Origin of the sequence: Paenibacillus sp. An7, assembly GCF_009870785.1 — a bacterium.
In the GTDB taxonomy this organism is placed as follows: domain Bacteria; phylum Bacillota; class Bacilli; order Paenibacillales; family Paenibacillaceae; genus Paenibacillus.
This window is the reverse complement of record NZ_WTWX01000004.1, coordinates 152,137-167,421: the sequence shown is the minus strand read 5'-3', so window position 1 is coordinate 167,421 and position 15,285 is coordinate 152,137. Positions and strand designations below refer to the sequence as shown.

Genomic DNA, 15,285 nt, shown 5'->3' with positions numbered 1-15,285 from the left:
ATAACAAACCTCACAAAATAAAAGCTCTACAACATTGTAACGTCTCATTGTAAAGGCTATATAAACAATTGTTAACGCTATGTAAAATGTAAATCAGACCATTCCCCTCATCCGGTTATTTTTCAGCCTCAAGAAGTAGACTTTTAGGCTTAAAAGGCTTTGCATATAGATTCATCGGAGCGGCGAAACCGTCTTTCGTTTCCCTGCTACAAGCTTATATCCCACACCACGTATGGAGTCAATATGAACCGTTTCGGGATCCAGCTCCAGCTTTTTGCGCAGAGAACTTACATGAACATCTACGGTTCGCTGACCTCCAATATAATCAAATCCCCATACCGCATTCATTAAATCATCCCTAGTTAATACAACACCAGGTTTTTTAGCTAAATACAAAAGCACTTCAAACTCTTTCGGTCGAAGCTGTATAGGTTGTCCGCTCAGCGTCACTTCATACTTCTTCGGATAAATCTCAAGTTCTCCTAGAACAATTCTTGATCCATCCTCTTCATCAGGTACGGGCTGTTCCTCAATCCCCGATACCCTGCGCAGTACGGCATCCACTCTGGCCAGCAGTTCCGATACGCCAAATGGTTTTGTTATATAATCATCTGCACCCAGTTTGAGTCCCTGAACCACTTCATTTTCCCCATTTTTAGCGGTGAGAATAATAATAGGGGTTTTTACCCCCGTACTTCTAAGTTTACTTAGAACCTCAAGTCCATTCATCCCAGGAAGCATAATATCGAGCAGGATCAGATCAAACTCCTGAGAAGAAGCTCGTTCGTAACCGGATGTACCGTGATCCTCTACTGTTACATCATGACCTTCTTGGGTCAAATTATAGGAGAGTAATCTTGCTAGTGTAGGCTCATCTTCAATAACTAATAATCGTTGTGCCATGGTATCCCCTGCTTTCTTTTCATGTTCATTCAGTCCATAATACCACCACTTTGTTATCGTGGTGTAAAATATGAGAGTCTATATAATCTGCTATCTATTAGATAATCTATTCCTCGTCTGCATGTTCCTGAAGAAGCGGTAAAACAACGGTAAATGTCGTTCCTGTACCCAGCTCGCTCTCCACCATTAACGTTCCATGATGCAGTTCAACCAAATGTTTTACAATGGAAAGTCCTAGTCCCGTACCGCCTGAATTACGCGATCTCCCTTTATCTACCCGATAAAATCGCTCAAATACTCTAGGTAAGTCGGCTTTTGGTATACCGATCCCCGTATCACTGATTTGGAAAACTATATTTTCTTCTCCTTCATTCTTGTCAATGGATGCCTGAATTTTCACTTGTCCACCCTCAAGAGTATAGTTAATCCCATTACTAATTAGATTCAAAAAGATTTGTTTCAGCTTATCCTCATCCGCTTCCATAAATAATTCATTAGGCACGTCTACAAGAAGACGGATCTGTTTTTTCTCTGCTTCATTGCTTAGCGTTCCGATCACCATATCAAAGAACGAATGAAGATGAACCGGAGAGCAATCCAGGTTAGATCTTTTCGATTCTATTTTCGATAATTCTAATATGTCACCAATGAGCCGGTTTAATCGATCACCTTCATCATATATAATTTGCAAAAAGGATCGTACGGTTTCCTCGTCTTTTACCGCACCGCTAAGAAGTGTCTCTGCAAAACCTTTCACTGCTGCTACTGGTGTCTTTAATTCATGGGATACATTGGCTACAAATTCACTCCGTATATTTTCCAGACGCCGAATGGCTGTGATATCTTGAAGTAAAAATAGCATCCCTCGATAACTTCCATCATTCTCCAACATCGGAACACCGTCTAAACCAACAATTAATTCTTCGGGTGTATATAAACGCACCTCTTCATGTATACGATCTCTATGATCTATAGAAGATTCAATGAGTTTCGTTAACTCATAATGTCTTTTTTTGAGTTCATGATAGGGTCTGCCCATCACACGATGCTGTTCAATACCAAGCATACGCTCACTTTCTTTATTGAGCACAGCTATATTTTGCGTGGCATCAATCATAATAATACCACCTGTCATATTACTCATTACACTCTGAACCAAATCCTCACTGTCACGGATCATTTTTAGCTGAGTCTGCAGGCTGTCAGCCATACCGTTAATCGCTTTCCCCAGTTGGCCGATCTCATCATCACGATTAAATTTAACTCTTGCATCATAATCCAGTTTTGATATTTGATTCGCTACCTTCGTAATGTGTTCAATAGGACTCGTAAGACTTTTCCCCACCCGATAGCAAACAAATGCCACTAATACAAACAAAATAATAAGAGTGATAAACATAAGAAACCAGCCTCGGCCTAGACCTTCGTCCACTGCTTTCAAGCTCATAGAAAGCCTGATGTACCCATCAAAGTTCCCATCTGATGAAGTTACAGGAAGCGCGATATATAACATCTTATCGCCAAGTGTTTCGCTCGTTCGAATCGAATGTCCGTATGAAGTAGTCCCTTCGGTAATGGATGTAATTTCCTCACGGTTTAAATGGTTATCCATTTTTGATGCACTATGCTCCGAATCACCAATGACTGTACCATCTCTAAGAATGAACGTCGTTCTAGAATCGGTGAGTTCCTCAAGTTCTTTGGCATTTTCTGTATAATATTTGGTTACCGTCTCGGAGTCCCCTTGCGTCTTCATAAAAGGAAAATGGGTTTGTAGTAGTTTAATCTCACGCACCATATTTTCTTCAAGGGCATTAATATGTACTTCTTTGAACACTTGACCCAGAGCCACACCTGCCGCTAAGACAGAAATAAAGATCAGCGTCATCATAATGGCTGTAAGCCGAAAACGAAAAGTCTTCATATGCGTTATTTACTCATCCTTTATATAGTTATTCTAAACATTGTATTTTACATTTCTTCTTTTTGAACAGGAACAAAACGTTGCAATAGCGCATGATGCAGTGTTGCAAGCGGCTGCTGAACCATAATTCCAAGCACAACAGGGATCGCTGCCTGCGGCGAAAAATAACCCATCGCAAGAACAAGGCCGAGTGAGATATTACGCATCCCAGCTGCATAAGACATCGTCACCCTTATTTCCCGGGAAACATTTCTCATAAGATAAGAGCCTGCAAATCCAATACAATAGCATAACGCAACTAACAACACGACAGCAATAGAAGCGAGAATAACACTTGTTTCCAATGTTCTCATATGAGGAGCGATGGCTGCGGCATTTAGAAGTACGACTGCAGCGAAGAATATTTTTGAAATAGGCAACGTAACGGGAGCAGACCAAGCTTTGAATCTTCCTTTTGAAATTTCGTAGATGGTTACGCCAAGTACAGTAGGAACTACGATTATTAACAAGAGATCCTTCATAAGTGAAACGGTGTCAAATTTGATAGCAGTTCCAAAAAAAAGTTCAATGAGCCCAGGTACAGTAAGCGGACTAAGTGCTGAATCTACAACTACCATAGCAAGCATTAAGGGCACACTTCCATAAGACATGCCGACCCATAATACCGAAGAAACACCTAAAGGAATAATCGAGAATAAGACCAATCCCACCGTATAGTCAGAACTCGGGCCAAACAGAGCGGCTCCAATCGCAAAAGCTATCAGTGGTGTAAGCACATGAGCTAGAAGCAGTGTAATAAATACAGGCAACGGTTTGTATACTACATTTTTCAAATGAGTAAGACCACATCCCAAAGCCATGACAAACGTGACAAAGCCAAATAAGTAGGGAACCCAGGAGACAAATGGTAAAAATAGTTCAGAAAAAATAATCCCTATAATTAGGGTCATTGGAATAATAGCAAACATATATTTCTCAAACCAGGCTGCAAATCGAAGTGACCAAGATCCCATATCATATCCGATTCCTTTCCCTAATTCTATCAAATTGATCATACCACACATTAAACAGCGTACTTCGATCGTTATGTAAATTTTATCAAATTAATGTAAAAAGGTCTCATACGGATGTAAGACCGTACAAGACCTAATTAGTTAAGTTAGTGCTGATGTTATTAACCGTTGACTACTTCTCCGCCATTTACATGAATCACTTGTCCGCTTACGTAAGAAGAATCACTGGATGCGAGATATACATAAGCTGGCGCGAGTTCTTCAGGTTCACCTGGACGTTTCATCGGCTGCGTTGCTCCGAATTCACTTACTTTCTTCTCATCAAAAGTAGAAGGAATGAGCGGAGTCCAGATTGGACCCGGTGCTACCGCATTTACTCTGATTCCTTTATCGGCCACATGCATGGACAAGGAACGTGTGAAAGCAGTAATGGCACCTTTCGTAGCAGAGTAATCGATTAGATTTTCACTGCCTCGGTAAGCCGTGATGGAAGTCGTATTAATGACTGCACTGCCGCTTGTTAAATGAGGCATTGCTGCTCTTGTCATGTAGAACATACTGAATATGTTCGTACGGAACGTTTTTTCCAGCTGTTCATCGGTAATATCTTCAAAGTTCTGCTGTGGATGCTGTTCCGCTGCGTTGTTCACTAGAATGTCTAGTCCGCCTAATTCCTCTACCGTTTGTTTGATCGCTTCGCTGCAGAATGCGGAGTCCCGAATATCACCTGGGATCAGAACACACTTCACACCCTCTTGCTCTACGCATTTCTTTGTCTCCTCAGCATCGCTATGCTCATCTAAGTAGACGATCGATACGTTTGCACCCTCTTTTGCGTACGCAACGGCTACAGCACGTCCGATTCCGCTGTCACCGCCCGTAATCAGAGCATTCTTTCCTTTCAATTTCCCTGCTGCTTTATAGGATTCTCCCTTGTATTTCGGTCTTGGGGTCATTTCCGATTCAATCCCTGGCTGTTTGCTTTGCTGCTGTGGAGGTAACGTTTTGTTTTGATTCTCTGACATGATCTCGTTCTCCCTTCCTTTTCTAGAATGTTCTATCACGTATTTCCATAAACAAGTTATAGGATGGCTCATCTTACTGTCCTTATACGTTAAGCTTTGAATCCTACAGTAGACTAGCAACAATCCTCTTCGTAATGATTTTACCCGTCCTCTGCTTAATGAAACTTTCTTGCCCCACCCTATGAAAAGAAAACTCATCCTTTTTCTATGGAAAAACACAAAAAAAAGACAGAACATTGCGCAAATATTTGCGTATGATTCTGCCTTACTTAAACATATATAGGTTGATAAATACTCTATATCGATATGTATCTTTACCAGGTTTCTACCAAGGGTAGACCATGATTCCAAGTATAGCGAGCAACAATACAGCTAAAATAATACTGAACATACGCAGTTTATTTTTTTCTGCACTGATATCACGTTTCTCTTGAATGCCTGCAATGCCAAGACGAAGTGATTTACCCATGATTCCACCAATGGCAAGCATTGCGACGAAGATCACAACAACTAGAATCATCCAGGAAGTAGCGTAATCCCCTTGACTCATGATGTATCCACCGCTAATAAACTGAATGATCAACCCGTATTGAGCAACACGATTAAATGTTCTTACTGCGGCAATACTTCCCTCTTGAGCGGGTGCTGCTAGTTTCATAAGTGCACTAACCACAAAAGGAAGTAATAGATAATAACCTACTGATACCGCACCAAGGATGTGTACAAAATAAAAAATTGAACCCATTTTTTCCATTCACTCCTTTCCCTACTATTTTAGTATGATCTTACCCATAGAAATAAAGCCGGAATCAATCCATGGACAATAATAAATGACTTTATTCCTATCTCTCAAATTATACTGATTATGAAGCATAAAGAAAAGGAAACCCTGCTCTTTTACAGGATTTCCTTATCATTTATTCACTATTTATTCATTTTATTATTAAATGAGTCCTATACCGTTACGACAGACATGACATTACGCACAGATTCAGCCGATTGATCAAGAGCTGCTTTTTCCTCTGTTGTAAGATCAAGTTCAAATATTCGCTCAATTCCACCACCGCCCAGGATCGTAGGAACACCAAGAAATAAATCATGGTAACCATATTCACCTTCAAGATAAGCAATGACAGGAATAATCCGCTTTTTATCCTTGAGAATAGCTTCCGTCATTTGTACAAGGGAGGCAGCAGGCGCATAATAGGCACTTCCGTTACCAAGCAAGTTCACAATTTCTCCACCGCCAACGCGAGTTCGCTCTACGATGGATTCTATCCGTTCTTCTGAGATCAATGATTCGATAGGAATGCCGCCCACACTGGAGTAACGTACGAGAGGTACCATATCGTCGCCATGACCTCCAAGCACGAAGCCGCGAACATCCTCGACAGAGACGTTCAGTTCTTGAGCGATAAAAGTGCAGTAGCGAGCCGTATCCAGTACACCCGATTGCCCAATAACACGGTTCTTTGGAAAATCAAGTGCATGGTATGCAACATAAGTCATCGCATCCACTGGATTACTTAATATAATAACAATGGAATCAGGACAATATCTTTTAATATTTTCACAAACCGATTTGACAATCCCTGCATTGGTGTTCACCAGATCATCACGACTCATTCCTGGTTTCCGAGCAATTCCTGCAGTGATAATAACAATATCCGAATCAGCTGCATCTTCGTAGTCTGAAGTACCAACGATGTTACTATCAAAACCTTGAATTGGGCTTGCTTCGAGCATATCAAGCGCTTTTCCCTTCGTTGGGTTCTCAAGTTGAGGAATATCAACAAGAACAACGTCACCAAGTTCTTTCTGAGCTATCATAAGTGCGGTAGTAGCTCCGGTAAACCCGGCTCCAACGACAGTAATTTTTTTACGCTGAATTGTCAATAGATTCGCTCCTTATAGGTTTTTAATAATTTCATTAGCAAATTCGGAACATTTCACTTCAGTAGCCCCATCCATCAAACGTGCGAAATCGTAAGTTACTGTTTTGTTATTGATGGAAGTTCCCATACCTTTATAGATCAGGTCTGCCGCTTCCTGCCATCCCAAATGTTCAAGAAGCATTACGCCGGACAAAATTACTGAACCTGGGTTAACCAAGTCTTTGTCTGCATATTTAGGAGCAGTACCGTGTGTTGCTTCAAAGATTGCATGTCCTGTTACATAGTTGATGTTTGCTCCCGGTGCAATACCAATTCCGCCTACTTGGGCAGCAAGAGCATCAGACAGGTAATCACCGTTCAAGTTAAGCGTTGCAATCACATCAAATTCAGATGGACGAGTCAACACTTGTTGTAGGGCAATATCAGCAATCGCATCTTTAATGATAATTTTACCTGCATCTTCTGCTGCTTTTTGAGCGGCATTCGCTGCATCCGTACCTTCTTTTTCTTTGATTTCATCATACTGAGCCCAAGTGAATACTTTATCGCCGAATTCAGCTTCAGCCACTTCATAACCCCAGTTTTTGAAAGCACCCTCTGTAAACTTCATGATATTACCTTTGTGTACAAGGGTAACGCTCTTACGTCCATGAGTGATCGCATACTCAACAGCTGCACGTACAAGACGTTTGGATCCTTCGGAAGAAACAGGTTTAATGCCGATTCCGGAAGTTTCAGGGAAGCGAATTTTGTTAGCGCCCATTTCCTGTTGTAGGAATTGGATTACTTTCTTCACTTCTTCCGAACCTTCTTGGTATTCAATTCCTGCATAAATGTCTTCTGTATTTTCACGGAAAATGACCATGTCAACAAGTTCAGGACGTTTTACTGGAGAAGGTACACCATCGAAATAACGTACAGGACGCAAGCACACATACAGATCAAGTTCTTGACGAAGTGCTACGTTTAGTGAACGAATTCCGCCACCGATTGGTGTAGTAAGCGGTCCTTTAATTGCTACGATATACTCACGGATTGCTTCAAGTGTATCCGCAGGAAGCCACTCACCGTATGTATTAAATGCTTTTTCACCAGCAAAAACTTCATACCAAGCAATTTTCTTTTCGCCGTTATATGCTTTCTCAACAGCCGCATCTAGTACGCGTTTGGATGCTTTCCAAATATCGCGGCCTGTTCCGTCCCCTTCAATAAAAGGAATAATCGGGTTATTAGGAACTTGAAGCTGTCCATTATCAATGGTAATTTGCTCGCCTTCTGTAGGGAGTACGAATTTTTCAAAGTTTGGCATAATATATTTCCTCCTTGTTTTGTAAATCTACAGCATTACTACATGGGCATAGAAGAGCCCTGCAACAAATTTCCTTCACGGAAACTATTGCCAAGGGCACTTTCTTTTATTATACATGTTTCTTAGTAACTAGCGACGTTCAATCGGGATATACTTCTGATTCGTCGGACCGGTATACTCTGCACGAGGACGAATAATCCGGTTATCAGAAAGCTGTTCCAGGATATGAGCAGTCCATCCAGACACTCGACTAATTGCAAAAATCGGTGTGAACAATTCTCTATCAATACCAAGCTGTGTGTACACAGAGGCTGAATAGAAATCTACATTAGGTTTCAGACCTTTTTGAGAGGTAATCAACTCTTCAATCTGAACTGACATCTCATATAGATCGGTATTTCCTTTTTGCTCTCCAAGTTCAAGAGACATTCTTTGCAGATGTTTCGCACGCGGGTCGCCATTTTTATATACCCGATGACCAAAACCCATAATTTTCTGGCGGTTATCCAGTTTATCTTGAATATAGGATTCGAGTTTTTCTACAGAACCGATCTCACTAAGCATTTTCATTACCGCCTCATTGGCTCCACCATGAAGAGGGCCTTTGAGCGCTCCGATAGCTGAAGTCACCCCTGAATAAATATCAGAGAGCGTGGCTACTGTCACTCGGGCAGCAAAAGTTGAGGCATTAAGTTCGTGGTCTGCGTGAAGCACGAGTGCTTGATCAAGTGCTTTGACAGATGTTTCGGACGGTTCTTCACCTGTCAGCATATACAAGAAATTCTCAGCGATGGATACACCCTGTTTAGGCGCTACGGGTTCATTTCCTTCACGAATTCGGGCAATCGCTGCAACGATGGTTGGAAGCTGAGCCTGCAATTTCACTGCTTTGATCTCATTTGCTTCCTGTGAATCATCTTCCGCATTCTCATCATAAAGTGCCAAAGCTGAAATGGCAGAACGAAGAGCCGCCATAGTGTTTAGTTTTTTTGGATATAATTTAATTTGAGAAATAAGGGCATCAGGAATAGGTGCATATTCACTCAGCTTCTGTTTTAGGTTATCAAGTTCAATCCTGTTCGGCAGTTTGCCAAACCAGAGCAGATAAGCAACTTCTTCAAAGCAAGCATTTGATGCTAAATCATCAATATCATACCCACGATAAGTGAGGACGCCGTCAACAATAGAACTGATTGAGGAAGTTGTCGCCACAATGCCTTCAAGTCCTTTGGTAGCTGTCATTTTACACCTCTCCTTTTGTACAAAATAGAGTTCTAATCAAAATGAAAACAGTTACATTATTAAATATTCATAAGAAATTCTAGGCTCTGCAGACATCATGTGTAAAAGTATCACTTCCATCATCATACTGGATTTTGTCGATGATGTGAACAATTTGAAGGTTTCAAAGGATATCAAAGATTTCTTTCAGAGGCATAAGTATTTTTTTGTAATCACTTTCATTGACAAATAAGGACCCTTATGTATATATTTGCCTATCATAAAAAGGAGCAGAAAGAAATTAATCTTCCTGCTCCTATAAATAATCAGAATCGCCGATGAATTCTAATTTTTCCTTCTTTCAGTTTCTTCTCCAGCCATTTTAATAAAAAGATTCGATATAATGGTCTTGTTAATGGAAAGAGAAGAGTAAAGCCAATAATATCAGTGACAAATCCGGGAATGACAAGCAGCATGCCCCCTACAAAAACACAGAGGCCATCCAGCATCTTGCGGCCAGGCACCTGGCCATTTTTCATTTCTCTCTGGGTGTCCTGCATTACTTTACGGCCTTCAAATTGCATCATCGCGATCCCAATCAGCGATGTTAAAACAATCATCAAAATCGTGGATCCAGCGCCGATTCTTTCACTTACCCATATAAATCCAAACAATTCCACACCGGGAATGATTAAAAGCGCAGCCCACATCCAATTTCGCATGTACGGTTACTCCCTTCCAAGCCTTAAAGCCTTAAAGCCTTACTTAATGCATCGTACAGGTTCGGAAAACTTTTATCAAGTCTAACAGGGCGGAAATCACTGTTTACCCACGCATGCTGTGTTGTACCGGTAACAAGAAGTTCACCTGGAAGCTTCGCAGAGGAGAGGATAGGTCCTAAGGAGATGGGGCTTTGCCCTTGTAATGACAAACTTTCATCTCTTCGCACTTCATACTCATAAGTAAGCCGAACACTGCTCATTTGATTGATTCGAGTCCAAACCGTGACACAATCATCATATCTGGCAGGTTTTTTGTATGTTAGATCAAGTCCGATTACAGGTAACAGCACCCCCGCTTCTTCCATACTGCGATATGTCAGCCCAAGACTGCGGATCATCTCGGTTCTGCCAATCTCAAACCAATTCACATAATTGGCATGATATACAACGCCCATTTGGTCACTTTCCTGATAACGCACACGAAAACGAGTACCAAACCACGCACTTTTTTCTTGTTCATCCCTATTCTTTATTGGACTCATAGATGTTCACACCCTTTACATAGCTTCATACTGTGAAAAAAGCAATGGGACCGATTGGCCCCATTGCTTTTTGTCGTCTATTATTTGAATTATATCGATTAGATATGATCAATTTTAATGAGGTTTGTAGAACCAGAGCGTCCAAGTGGAATACCTGCTGTAATAACAACAAGATCGCCTTCTTCTACAATACCGGATTTTCTGCCGCCTTCTACTGCATTTGCAAACAATCCGTCCGTAGTATCACAAGGTTTACCTTTAACAGGAGCTACACCCCAAGTCAAAGCCAGCTTACGCATTGTACGGTCTTCATTTGTTACGGCTACAATTGGAGCTTCAGGACGGTATTTGGAAACCATACGAGCAGTATGACCAGATTCCGTTGAAGTAAGAATCGCTTTTGCATGTAGTTCATACGCACTGATCGCAACAGATTGGCTGATCGCCTCAGTTACTGTGATTTCTTGAGCACTGCGTTGTTTTTTGTAAAGCTCTTTATAATTCAAAGCAGATTCTGCTTTTTCTGCAATACGAGCCATGGTTAGAACAGACTCAACTGGGTATTTCCCTGCTGCTGTCTCACCAGACAACATGATTGCATCTGTACCATCAAAGATTGCATTCGCAACGTCACTCGCTTCTGCACGAGTAGGACGAGGGTTACGCTGCATAGAATCCAACATTTGAGTTGCTGTAATTACTGGTTTACCAGCAATATTACATTTCTCAATCATGCGTTTTTGCGCAAGAGGTACCTCTTCTGCAGGAATTTCTACTCCAAGATCACCACGAGCAACCATTAAACCATCGGAAACTTCAAGAATTTCATCAAGGTTATCTACACCTTGTTGGTTTTCAATTTTGGAGATAATGTGGATATGACCAGCGTTATGCTTTTCAAGCAATTCGCGAATTTCAAGTACGTCACTTGCTTTACGTACGAAGGAAGCCGCAACAAAATCAATACCTTGCTCAATTCCGAAAATGATATCGTTAGCGTCTTTCTCGGTAATACCTGGCAGGGAAATGTTAACTCCTGGTACGTTAACGCCTTTTTTGCTCTTAATCGTACCGCCGTTAACGATGCGGCATTTAATTTCTGTGCCATTTACTTCCACTACTGTTAAACCGATCAAACCGTCATCAATCAAAATTGTTGATCCTGGAGATACATCTCCTGGCAGATCTTCATAAGTAACAGAAATACGATCTTTGGTACCGAGGATTTCTTCGGTTGTAAGGGTAACAAATTCATCTTGAACTAGTTCAATCGGTTCTACTTCAAGTTTACCTGTACGAATCTCAGGACCTTTCGTATCAAGCAAGATTGCAACCGTCTTGTTCAACTCTTCAGAAGCCTGACGAATGGTTTTGATACGTGCTCCGTGCTCTTCATAATCACCGTGGGAGAAGTTTAGACGTGCCACATTCATACCAGCCATGATCAACTTTTTTGTGTTCTCCAACGATTCACTGGAAGGACCAATGGTACATACAATTTTTGTTTTGCGCATTTTTGTAGTTTCCTCCGTTTTCAAGACTCTCTTTATATATCTTTTCCAACAATTAAATCTACTACAAATTTCGTCATTTGTATAGGAACTTTGTCATATTAATCTTTGCCGAAAGAAGAATCTTCTATAAGAGGGTCTTTTATTTTTTCTAAATTCTCTTGAAACTTTCCGATTTTGCGGAATTTGTTGTATCGATCTTGACGAAGTTCTTCCCCTGTCATACTTATTAACTCGGAAAGATGCTGTTCAATCATTAGTTTAATTGATTTGGCTGTCGCTTCATAGTCAAGATGGGCTCCGCCTTTAGGTTCAGGAACAATGTCTTCAATAACTTCCATCTCTATTAGATCCTGTGCTGTAATCTTCATAGCTTCTGCAGCTTGGTCTGCCTTCGCGGCATCCTTCCACAGAATAGAAGCTGCACCGTTAGGCGAAATGACAGAATAAATGGCATGCTCCAACATAAGTACCCGGTTTCCAACGGCCATCGCTAATGCTCCGCCGCTTCCGCCTTCTCCAATTACGACACAAATGACAGGTACAGACAGCTTCGCCATTTCAATTAAATTGCGAGCAATCGCTTCTGACTGTCCTCTTTCTTCCGCCGTTTTACCAGGATAAGCACCTTTAGTATCAATAAACGTAATGATGGGACGACCAAACTTGTCCGCTTGGCGCATCAAACGCAGTGCTTTTCGAAACCCTTCTGGATGAGCGCTTCCGAAAAATCGTGCTATGTTATCTTTAGTATCTTTACCTCGTTGCTGACCAATAACCGTCACTGGTCTGCCTCCAAGTTTAGCAAGACCTCCTACTACTGCTAGATCATCACCAAACAGGCGATCGCCATGAAGTTCCATGAAATCGGAAAATACAAGCGTAATAAGATCTAGTGAGGTTGGACGCTGGTGATGCCTTGCAATATGCATTTTCTGAGGAGCCGTGATCGAAGAATATACTTCTTCCTCAAGTTTGGCATATCGCTCTTCTAATCGGTTTACCTCATCTGTAAAGTCAATTCCTTTTTCAAGACCGAACTGCTGAAGCTCTTCAATCTTCTTGCGCATCTCCGTAAGGGGCGCTTCATGTGGCAACTCTCCCGCCAACTTACACCTCTCCCTTCACTTCATGCATGTCTAGTAATTTGGCTAGAGTAGTCCGTAAATCTTTACGATGCACTACCATATCGAGCTGTCCATGCTGCAAGTTAAATTCAGCAGTTTGAAAATCATCCGGTAACTTTTGACGAATGGTTTGCTCAATTACAATTCGGCCAGCAAATCCAAAAATAGCTCCTGGCTCCGCAATATTAATATCGCCGAGCATAGCAAAGCTGGCAGATACACCGCCTGTTGTTGGATCAGTGATGACAGAGATATATAGTCCTCCCTGCTCGTCCAGTCTTGCAAGAGCACTGCTTGTCTTAGCCATCTGCATTAAACTTAAGATACTCTCCTGCATTCTAGCTCCTCCGGATGTGGAGAAGATAATGAGAGGCAACTTTTTCTGGGTCGCTTTCTCTATAGCCCTTGTGATCTTTTCGCCAACCACGGAACCCATACTTCCTGAAAAGAAGTCAAAACTCATAACACAGACCACTACAGGATGACCATCTATGCTGCCTTCACCAGTAACTACAGCATCCTTCAGACCTGATTTCATCGTTTGTTGTTCCAGCTTTGATTTGTAACCAGGGAAATCTAATGGATCCACTGAGACCATATCTGCGTCATATTCGATAAAGCCTTCATCAAGTGTCATCTTGACACGTTCCATTGCATTTAAACGCATATGATAGCCGCACGAAGGACAGACTTTCAGATTCTTCTCAAGCTCTTTACTATATTGAATCGTGCCACATTTACTGCACTTGTTCATGAGCCCTTCCGGGATCTCACGTCTTGGGCGGTCCACTCCTTCAGGAGCATCATTCTGCCCTGTTCGCTCTGAAGGTATGGTCGCGTATTTCCGCTTTTTCTGGAATATATCTTTGAACACAACTACACCTCTTCAGCCGTAAATTTGATGGCTTGCTAGTCTAGAAATGACCAGCCATTAACAACATAGCATGGGCAAACATAAAAAGTGCCTATACGCAAAAAAAAGAGGAGACAGACACACACAGACAAGGGAGTCGTTCGCTCTTTCCTTTAAATTCCCTGCCGCATAGAATAGGTCCGCAAACAAGAATAGAACTCCATTGCTTCATCTAGGAATGCAAGATGGAATTCAGTACTTCCTGAACCTCTTCTAACTCACCGGAGGGAACGAGAATTTCATACTGTTGCTTGGATAAACTGATGGGACGGGTCTGTACTAGAAATCCTTCATCCGCAAGCCGAGTTTTTAGTCTGTCAGCAACTTTTGCTGTCGGTGCAATATATATCACCGTCCACATGCCATTTCCGCCCCCTAAGCCCTATGATTAAAGCTCGCATAATGGCTTAATGATAACATAACTCTCTTTTTTTTCGCAAGAAAGGCTTGGAGGCAGAATGATTCATGTGTTTTTCCCTATTCATGTAACTATTGTTTTCGCCTATTTTCACGGAAGATAAACCTTTATTTATGGATTAAAAGGATAATTTTTAGCGCTGATGTTCTTATGAGCAATTCTGGCAGATGCGGCAGCGGCAAGACCAGCAACTAAGTCATCCAAAAAAACATGAACTCCTGAATTTTTGTCATTCAGTGTTTCAATGATCCCCATTTTTTCTTTATCTAAGTAGCCAAAACTCGTCAGTCCAATCATTCCATATACACTAGTAATACCAAGTGCTAGAGTCTCGTCCACACCATAAAGTGGCTCATCAGCTTCGAGCAGTGCTTGAAGCGGCTGCGGTAACAGTTTTTTCTCTGCGAGCTCATCCAGTGCAATTCCTGTGTAAAGTGTATACTGGACCTCTCGTTTACCTAAAACCGCACGAACACTTTCCACACACTCTTGTTCTCTCAGTTCCGGGTGAAACTTCTTCTGAAGGGTGAACACGATCTCTGCAATCGATTCAATCGTCACACCTCGTCGTTTCAGCATCGCTTCCACAATTTCATATGACATCCGCTGATTCCCCCATCCCTGTAGCCATGATTGTCTCATTTTGAAAACGTCTATACCAAAGTGAGAGCAAATCATCTACTTAAAAATGCACCAAATGTTTGGTGTTCCTAAGTGTATGCAGCGGGGATGGAAATTGTTCGTAAAAAGTACGTTAAATGA

15 protein-coding genes are annotated in these 15,285 nt (G+C 41.6%); all 15 read right to left on the bottom strand.

Annotated features, from left to right (window positions below):
* Positions 1-171: 171 nt before the first annotated feature.
* Positions 172-903 (bottom strand): response regulator transcription factor, encoded by a 732-nt coding sequence (locus GQY27_RS07600; RefSeq protein ID WP_160032947.1) that lies wholly within the window; start codon positions 901-903, stop codon positions 172-174.
* A gap of 106 nt (positions 904-1,009) precedes the next feature.
* Positions 1,010-2,827 (bottom strand): two-component system histidine kinase PnpS, encoded by a 1,818-nt coding sequence (gene pnpS / locus GQY27_RS07595; protein WP_160032946.1) that lies wholly within the window; start codon positions 2,825-2,827, stop codon positions 1,010-1,012.
* 47 nt (positions 2,828-2,874) lie between these two features.
* A complete protein-coding gene (locus GQY27_RS07590; RefSeq protein WP_328802969.1) occupies positions 2,875-3,873 on the bottom strand; it encodes a bile acid:sodium symporter family protein in 999 nt (332 codons plus the stop codon).
* A gap of 128 nt (positions 3,874-4,001) precedes the next feature.
* Complete coding sequence (locus tag GQY27_RS07585) at positions 4,002-4,865, bottom strand: SDR family oxidoreductase (protein WP_160032945.1); 864 nt, start codon at positions 4,863-4,865, stop codon at positions 4,002-4,004.
* Positions 4,866-5,190: 325 nt separating this feature from the next.
* A complete protein-coding gene (locus GQY27_RS07580) occupies positions 5,191-5,610 on the bottom strand; it encodes a hypothetical protein (protein WP_160032944.1) in 420 nt (139 codons plus the stop codon).
* 209 nt (positions 5,611-5,819) lie between these two features.
* Complete coding sequence (gene mdh / locus GQY27_RS07575) at positions 5,820-6,761, bottom strand: malate dehydrogenase (RefSeq protein WP_160032943.1); 942 nt, start codon at positions 6,759-6,761, stop codon at positions 5,820-5,822.
* 12 nt (positions 6,762-6,773) lie between these two features.
* Positions 6,774-8,069: an NADP-dependent isocitrate dehydrogenase gene (gene icd, locus GQY27_RS07570; RefSeq protein WP_160032942.1), complete on the bottom strand. Its 1,296-nt coding sequence runs from the start codon at positions 8,067-8,069 to the stop codon at positions 6,774-6,776.
* A gap of 129 nt (positions 8,070-8,198) precedes the next feature.
* The gene (gene citZ, locus GQY27_RS07565) at positions 8,199-9,311 is read right to left on the bottom strand and encodes a citrate synthase (RefSeq protein WP_160032941.1); all 1,113 of its coding nucleotides are present in this window, start codon (positions 9,309-9,311) and stop codon (positions 8,199-8,201) included.
* 305 nt (positions 9,312-9,616) lie between these two features.
* Positions 9,617-10,012 carry an FxsA family protein gene (locus GQY27_RS07560; protein WP_160032940.1) on the bottom strand — a complete coding sequence of 132 codons (396 nt, stop codon included), beginning with the start codon at positions 10,010-10,012 and terminating at the stop codon, positions 9,617-9,619.
* 23 nt (positions 10,013-10,035) lie between these two features.
* On the bottom strand, positions 10,036-10,545 hold the full coding sequence (locus tag GQY27_RS07555) for an acyl-CoA thioesterase (RefSeq protein WP_160033156.1): 510 nt from the start codon (positions 10,543-10,545) through the stop codon (positions 10,036-10,038).
* A 107-nt stretch (positions 10,546-10,652) separates the two neighbouring features.
* A complete protein-coding gene (gene pyk, locus GQY27_RS07550; RefSeq protein ID WP_160032939.1) occupies positions 10,653-12,068 on the bottom strand; it encodes a pyruvate kinase in 1,416 nt (471 codons plus the stop codon).
* A gap of 98 nt (positions 12,069-12,166) precedes the next feature.
* Positions 12,167-13,174 carry an acetyl-CoA carboxylase carboxyltransferase subunit alpha gene (locus GQY27_RS07545; RefSeq protein ID WP_160032938.1) on the bottom strand — a complete coding sequence of 336 codons (1,008 nt, stop codon included), beginning with the start codon at positions 13,172-13,174 and terminating at the stop codon, positions 12,167-12,169.
* Between the two features lies 1 nt (position 13,175).
* Positions 13,176-14,066, bottom strand: a complete 891-nt coding sequence (accD, locus tag GQY27_RS07540) for an acetyl-CoA carboxylase, carboxyltransferase subunit beta (RefSeq protein WP_160032937.1) — start codon at positions 14,064-14,066, stop codon at positions 13,176-13,178.
* 211 nt (positions 14,067-14,277) lie between these two features.
* The gene (locus tag GQY27_RS07535; RefSeq protein ID WP_160032936.1) at positions 14,278-14,466 is read right to left on the bottom strand and encodes a glutamate decarboxylase; all 189 of its coding nucleotides are present in this window, start codon (positions 14,464-14,466) and stop codon (positions 14,278-14,280) included.
* Positions 14,467-14,634: 168 nt separating this feature from the next.
* The gene (locus tag GQY27_RS07530; RefSeq protein ID WP_160032935.1) at positions 14,635-15,126 is read right to left on the bottom strand and encodes a phosphatidylglycerophosphatase A; all 492 of its coding nucleotides are present in this window, start codon (positions 15,124-15,126) and stop codon (positions 14,635-14,637) included.
* Positions 15,127-15,285 lie beyond the last annotated feature (159 nt).

Coding starts and splice junctions, on each gene's coding strand:
- GQY27_RS07600 (WP_160032947.1), bottom strand. CDS start 903: ATGGCACAACGATTATTAGTTATTGAAGATGAGCCTACACTAGCAAGA.
- pnpS (WP_160032946.1), bottom strand. CDS start 2,827: ATGAAGACTTTTCGTTTTCGGCTTACAGCCATTATGATGACGCTGATC.
- GQY27_RS07585 (WP_160032945.1), bottom strand. CDS start 4,865: ATGTCAGAGAATCAAAACAAAACGTTACCTCCACAGCAGCAAAGCAAA.
- GQY27_RS07580 (WP_160032944.1), bottom strand. CDS start 5,610: ATGGGTTCAATTTTTTATTTTGTACACATCCTTGGTGCGGTATCAGTA.
- icd (WP_160032942.1), bottom strand. CDS start 8,069: ATGCCAAACTTTGAAAAATTCGTACTCCCTACAGAAGGCGAGCAAATT.
- citZ (WP_160032941.1), bottom strand. CDS start 9,311: ATGACAGCTACCAAAGGACTTGAAGGCATTGTGGCGACAACTTCCTCA.
- GQY27_RS07560 (WP_160032940.1), bottom strand. CDS start 10,012: ATGCGAAATTGGATGTGGGCTGCGCTTTTAATCATTCCCGGTGTGGAA.
- pyk (WP_160032939.1), bottom strand. CDS start 12,068: ATGCGCAAAACAAAAATTGTATGTACCATTGGTCCTTCCAGTGAATCG.
- GQY27_RS07535 (WP_160032936.1), bottom strand. CDS start 14,466: ATGTGGACGGTGATATATATTGCACCGACAGCAAAAGTTGCTGACAGA.
- GQY27_RS07530 (WP_160032935.1), bottom strand. CDS start 15,126: ATGTCATATGAAATTGTGGAAGCGATGCTGAAACGACGAGGTGTGACG.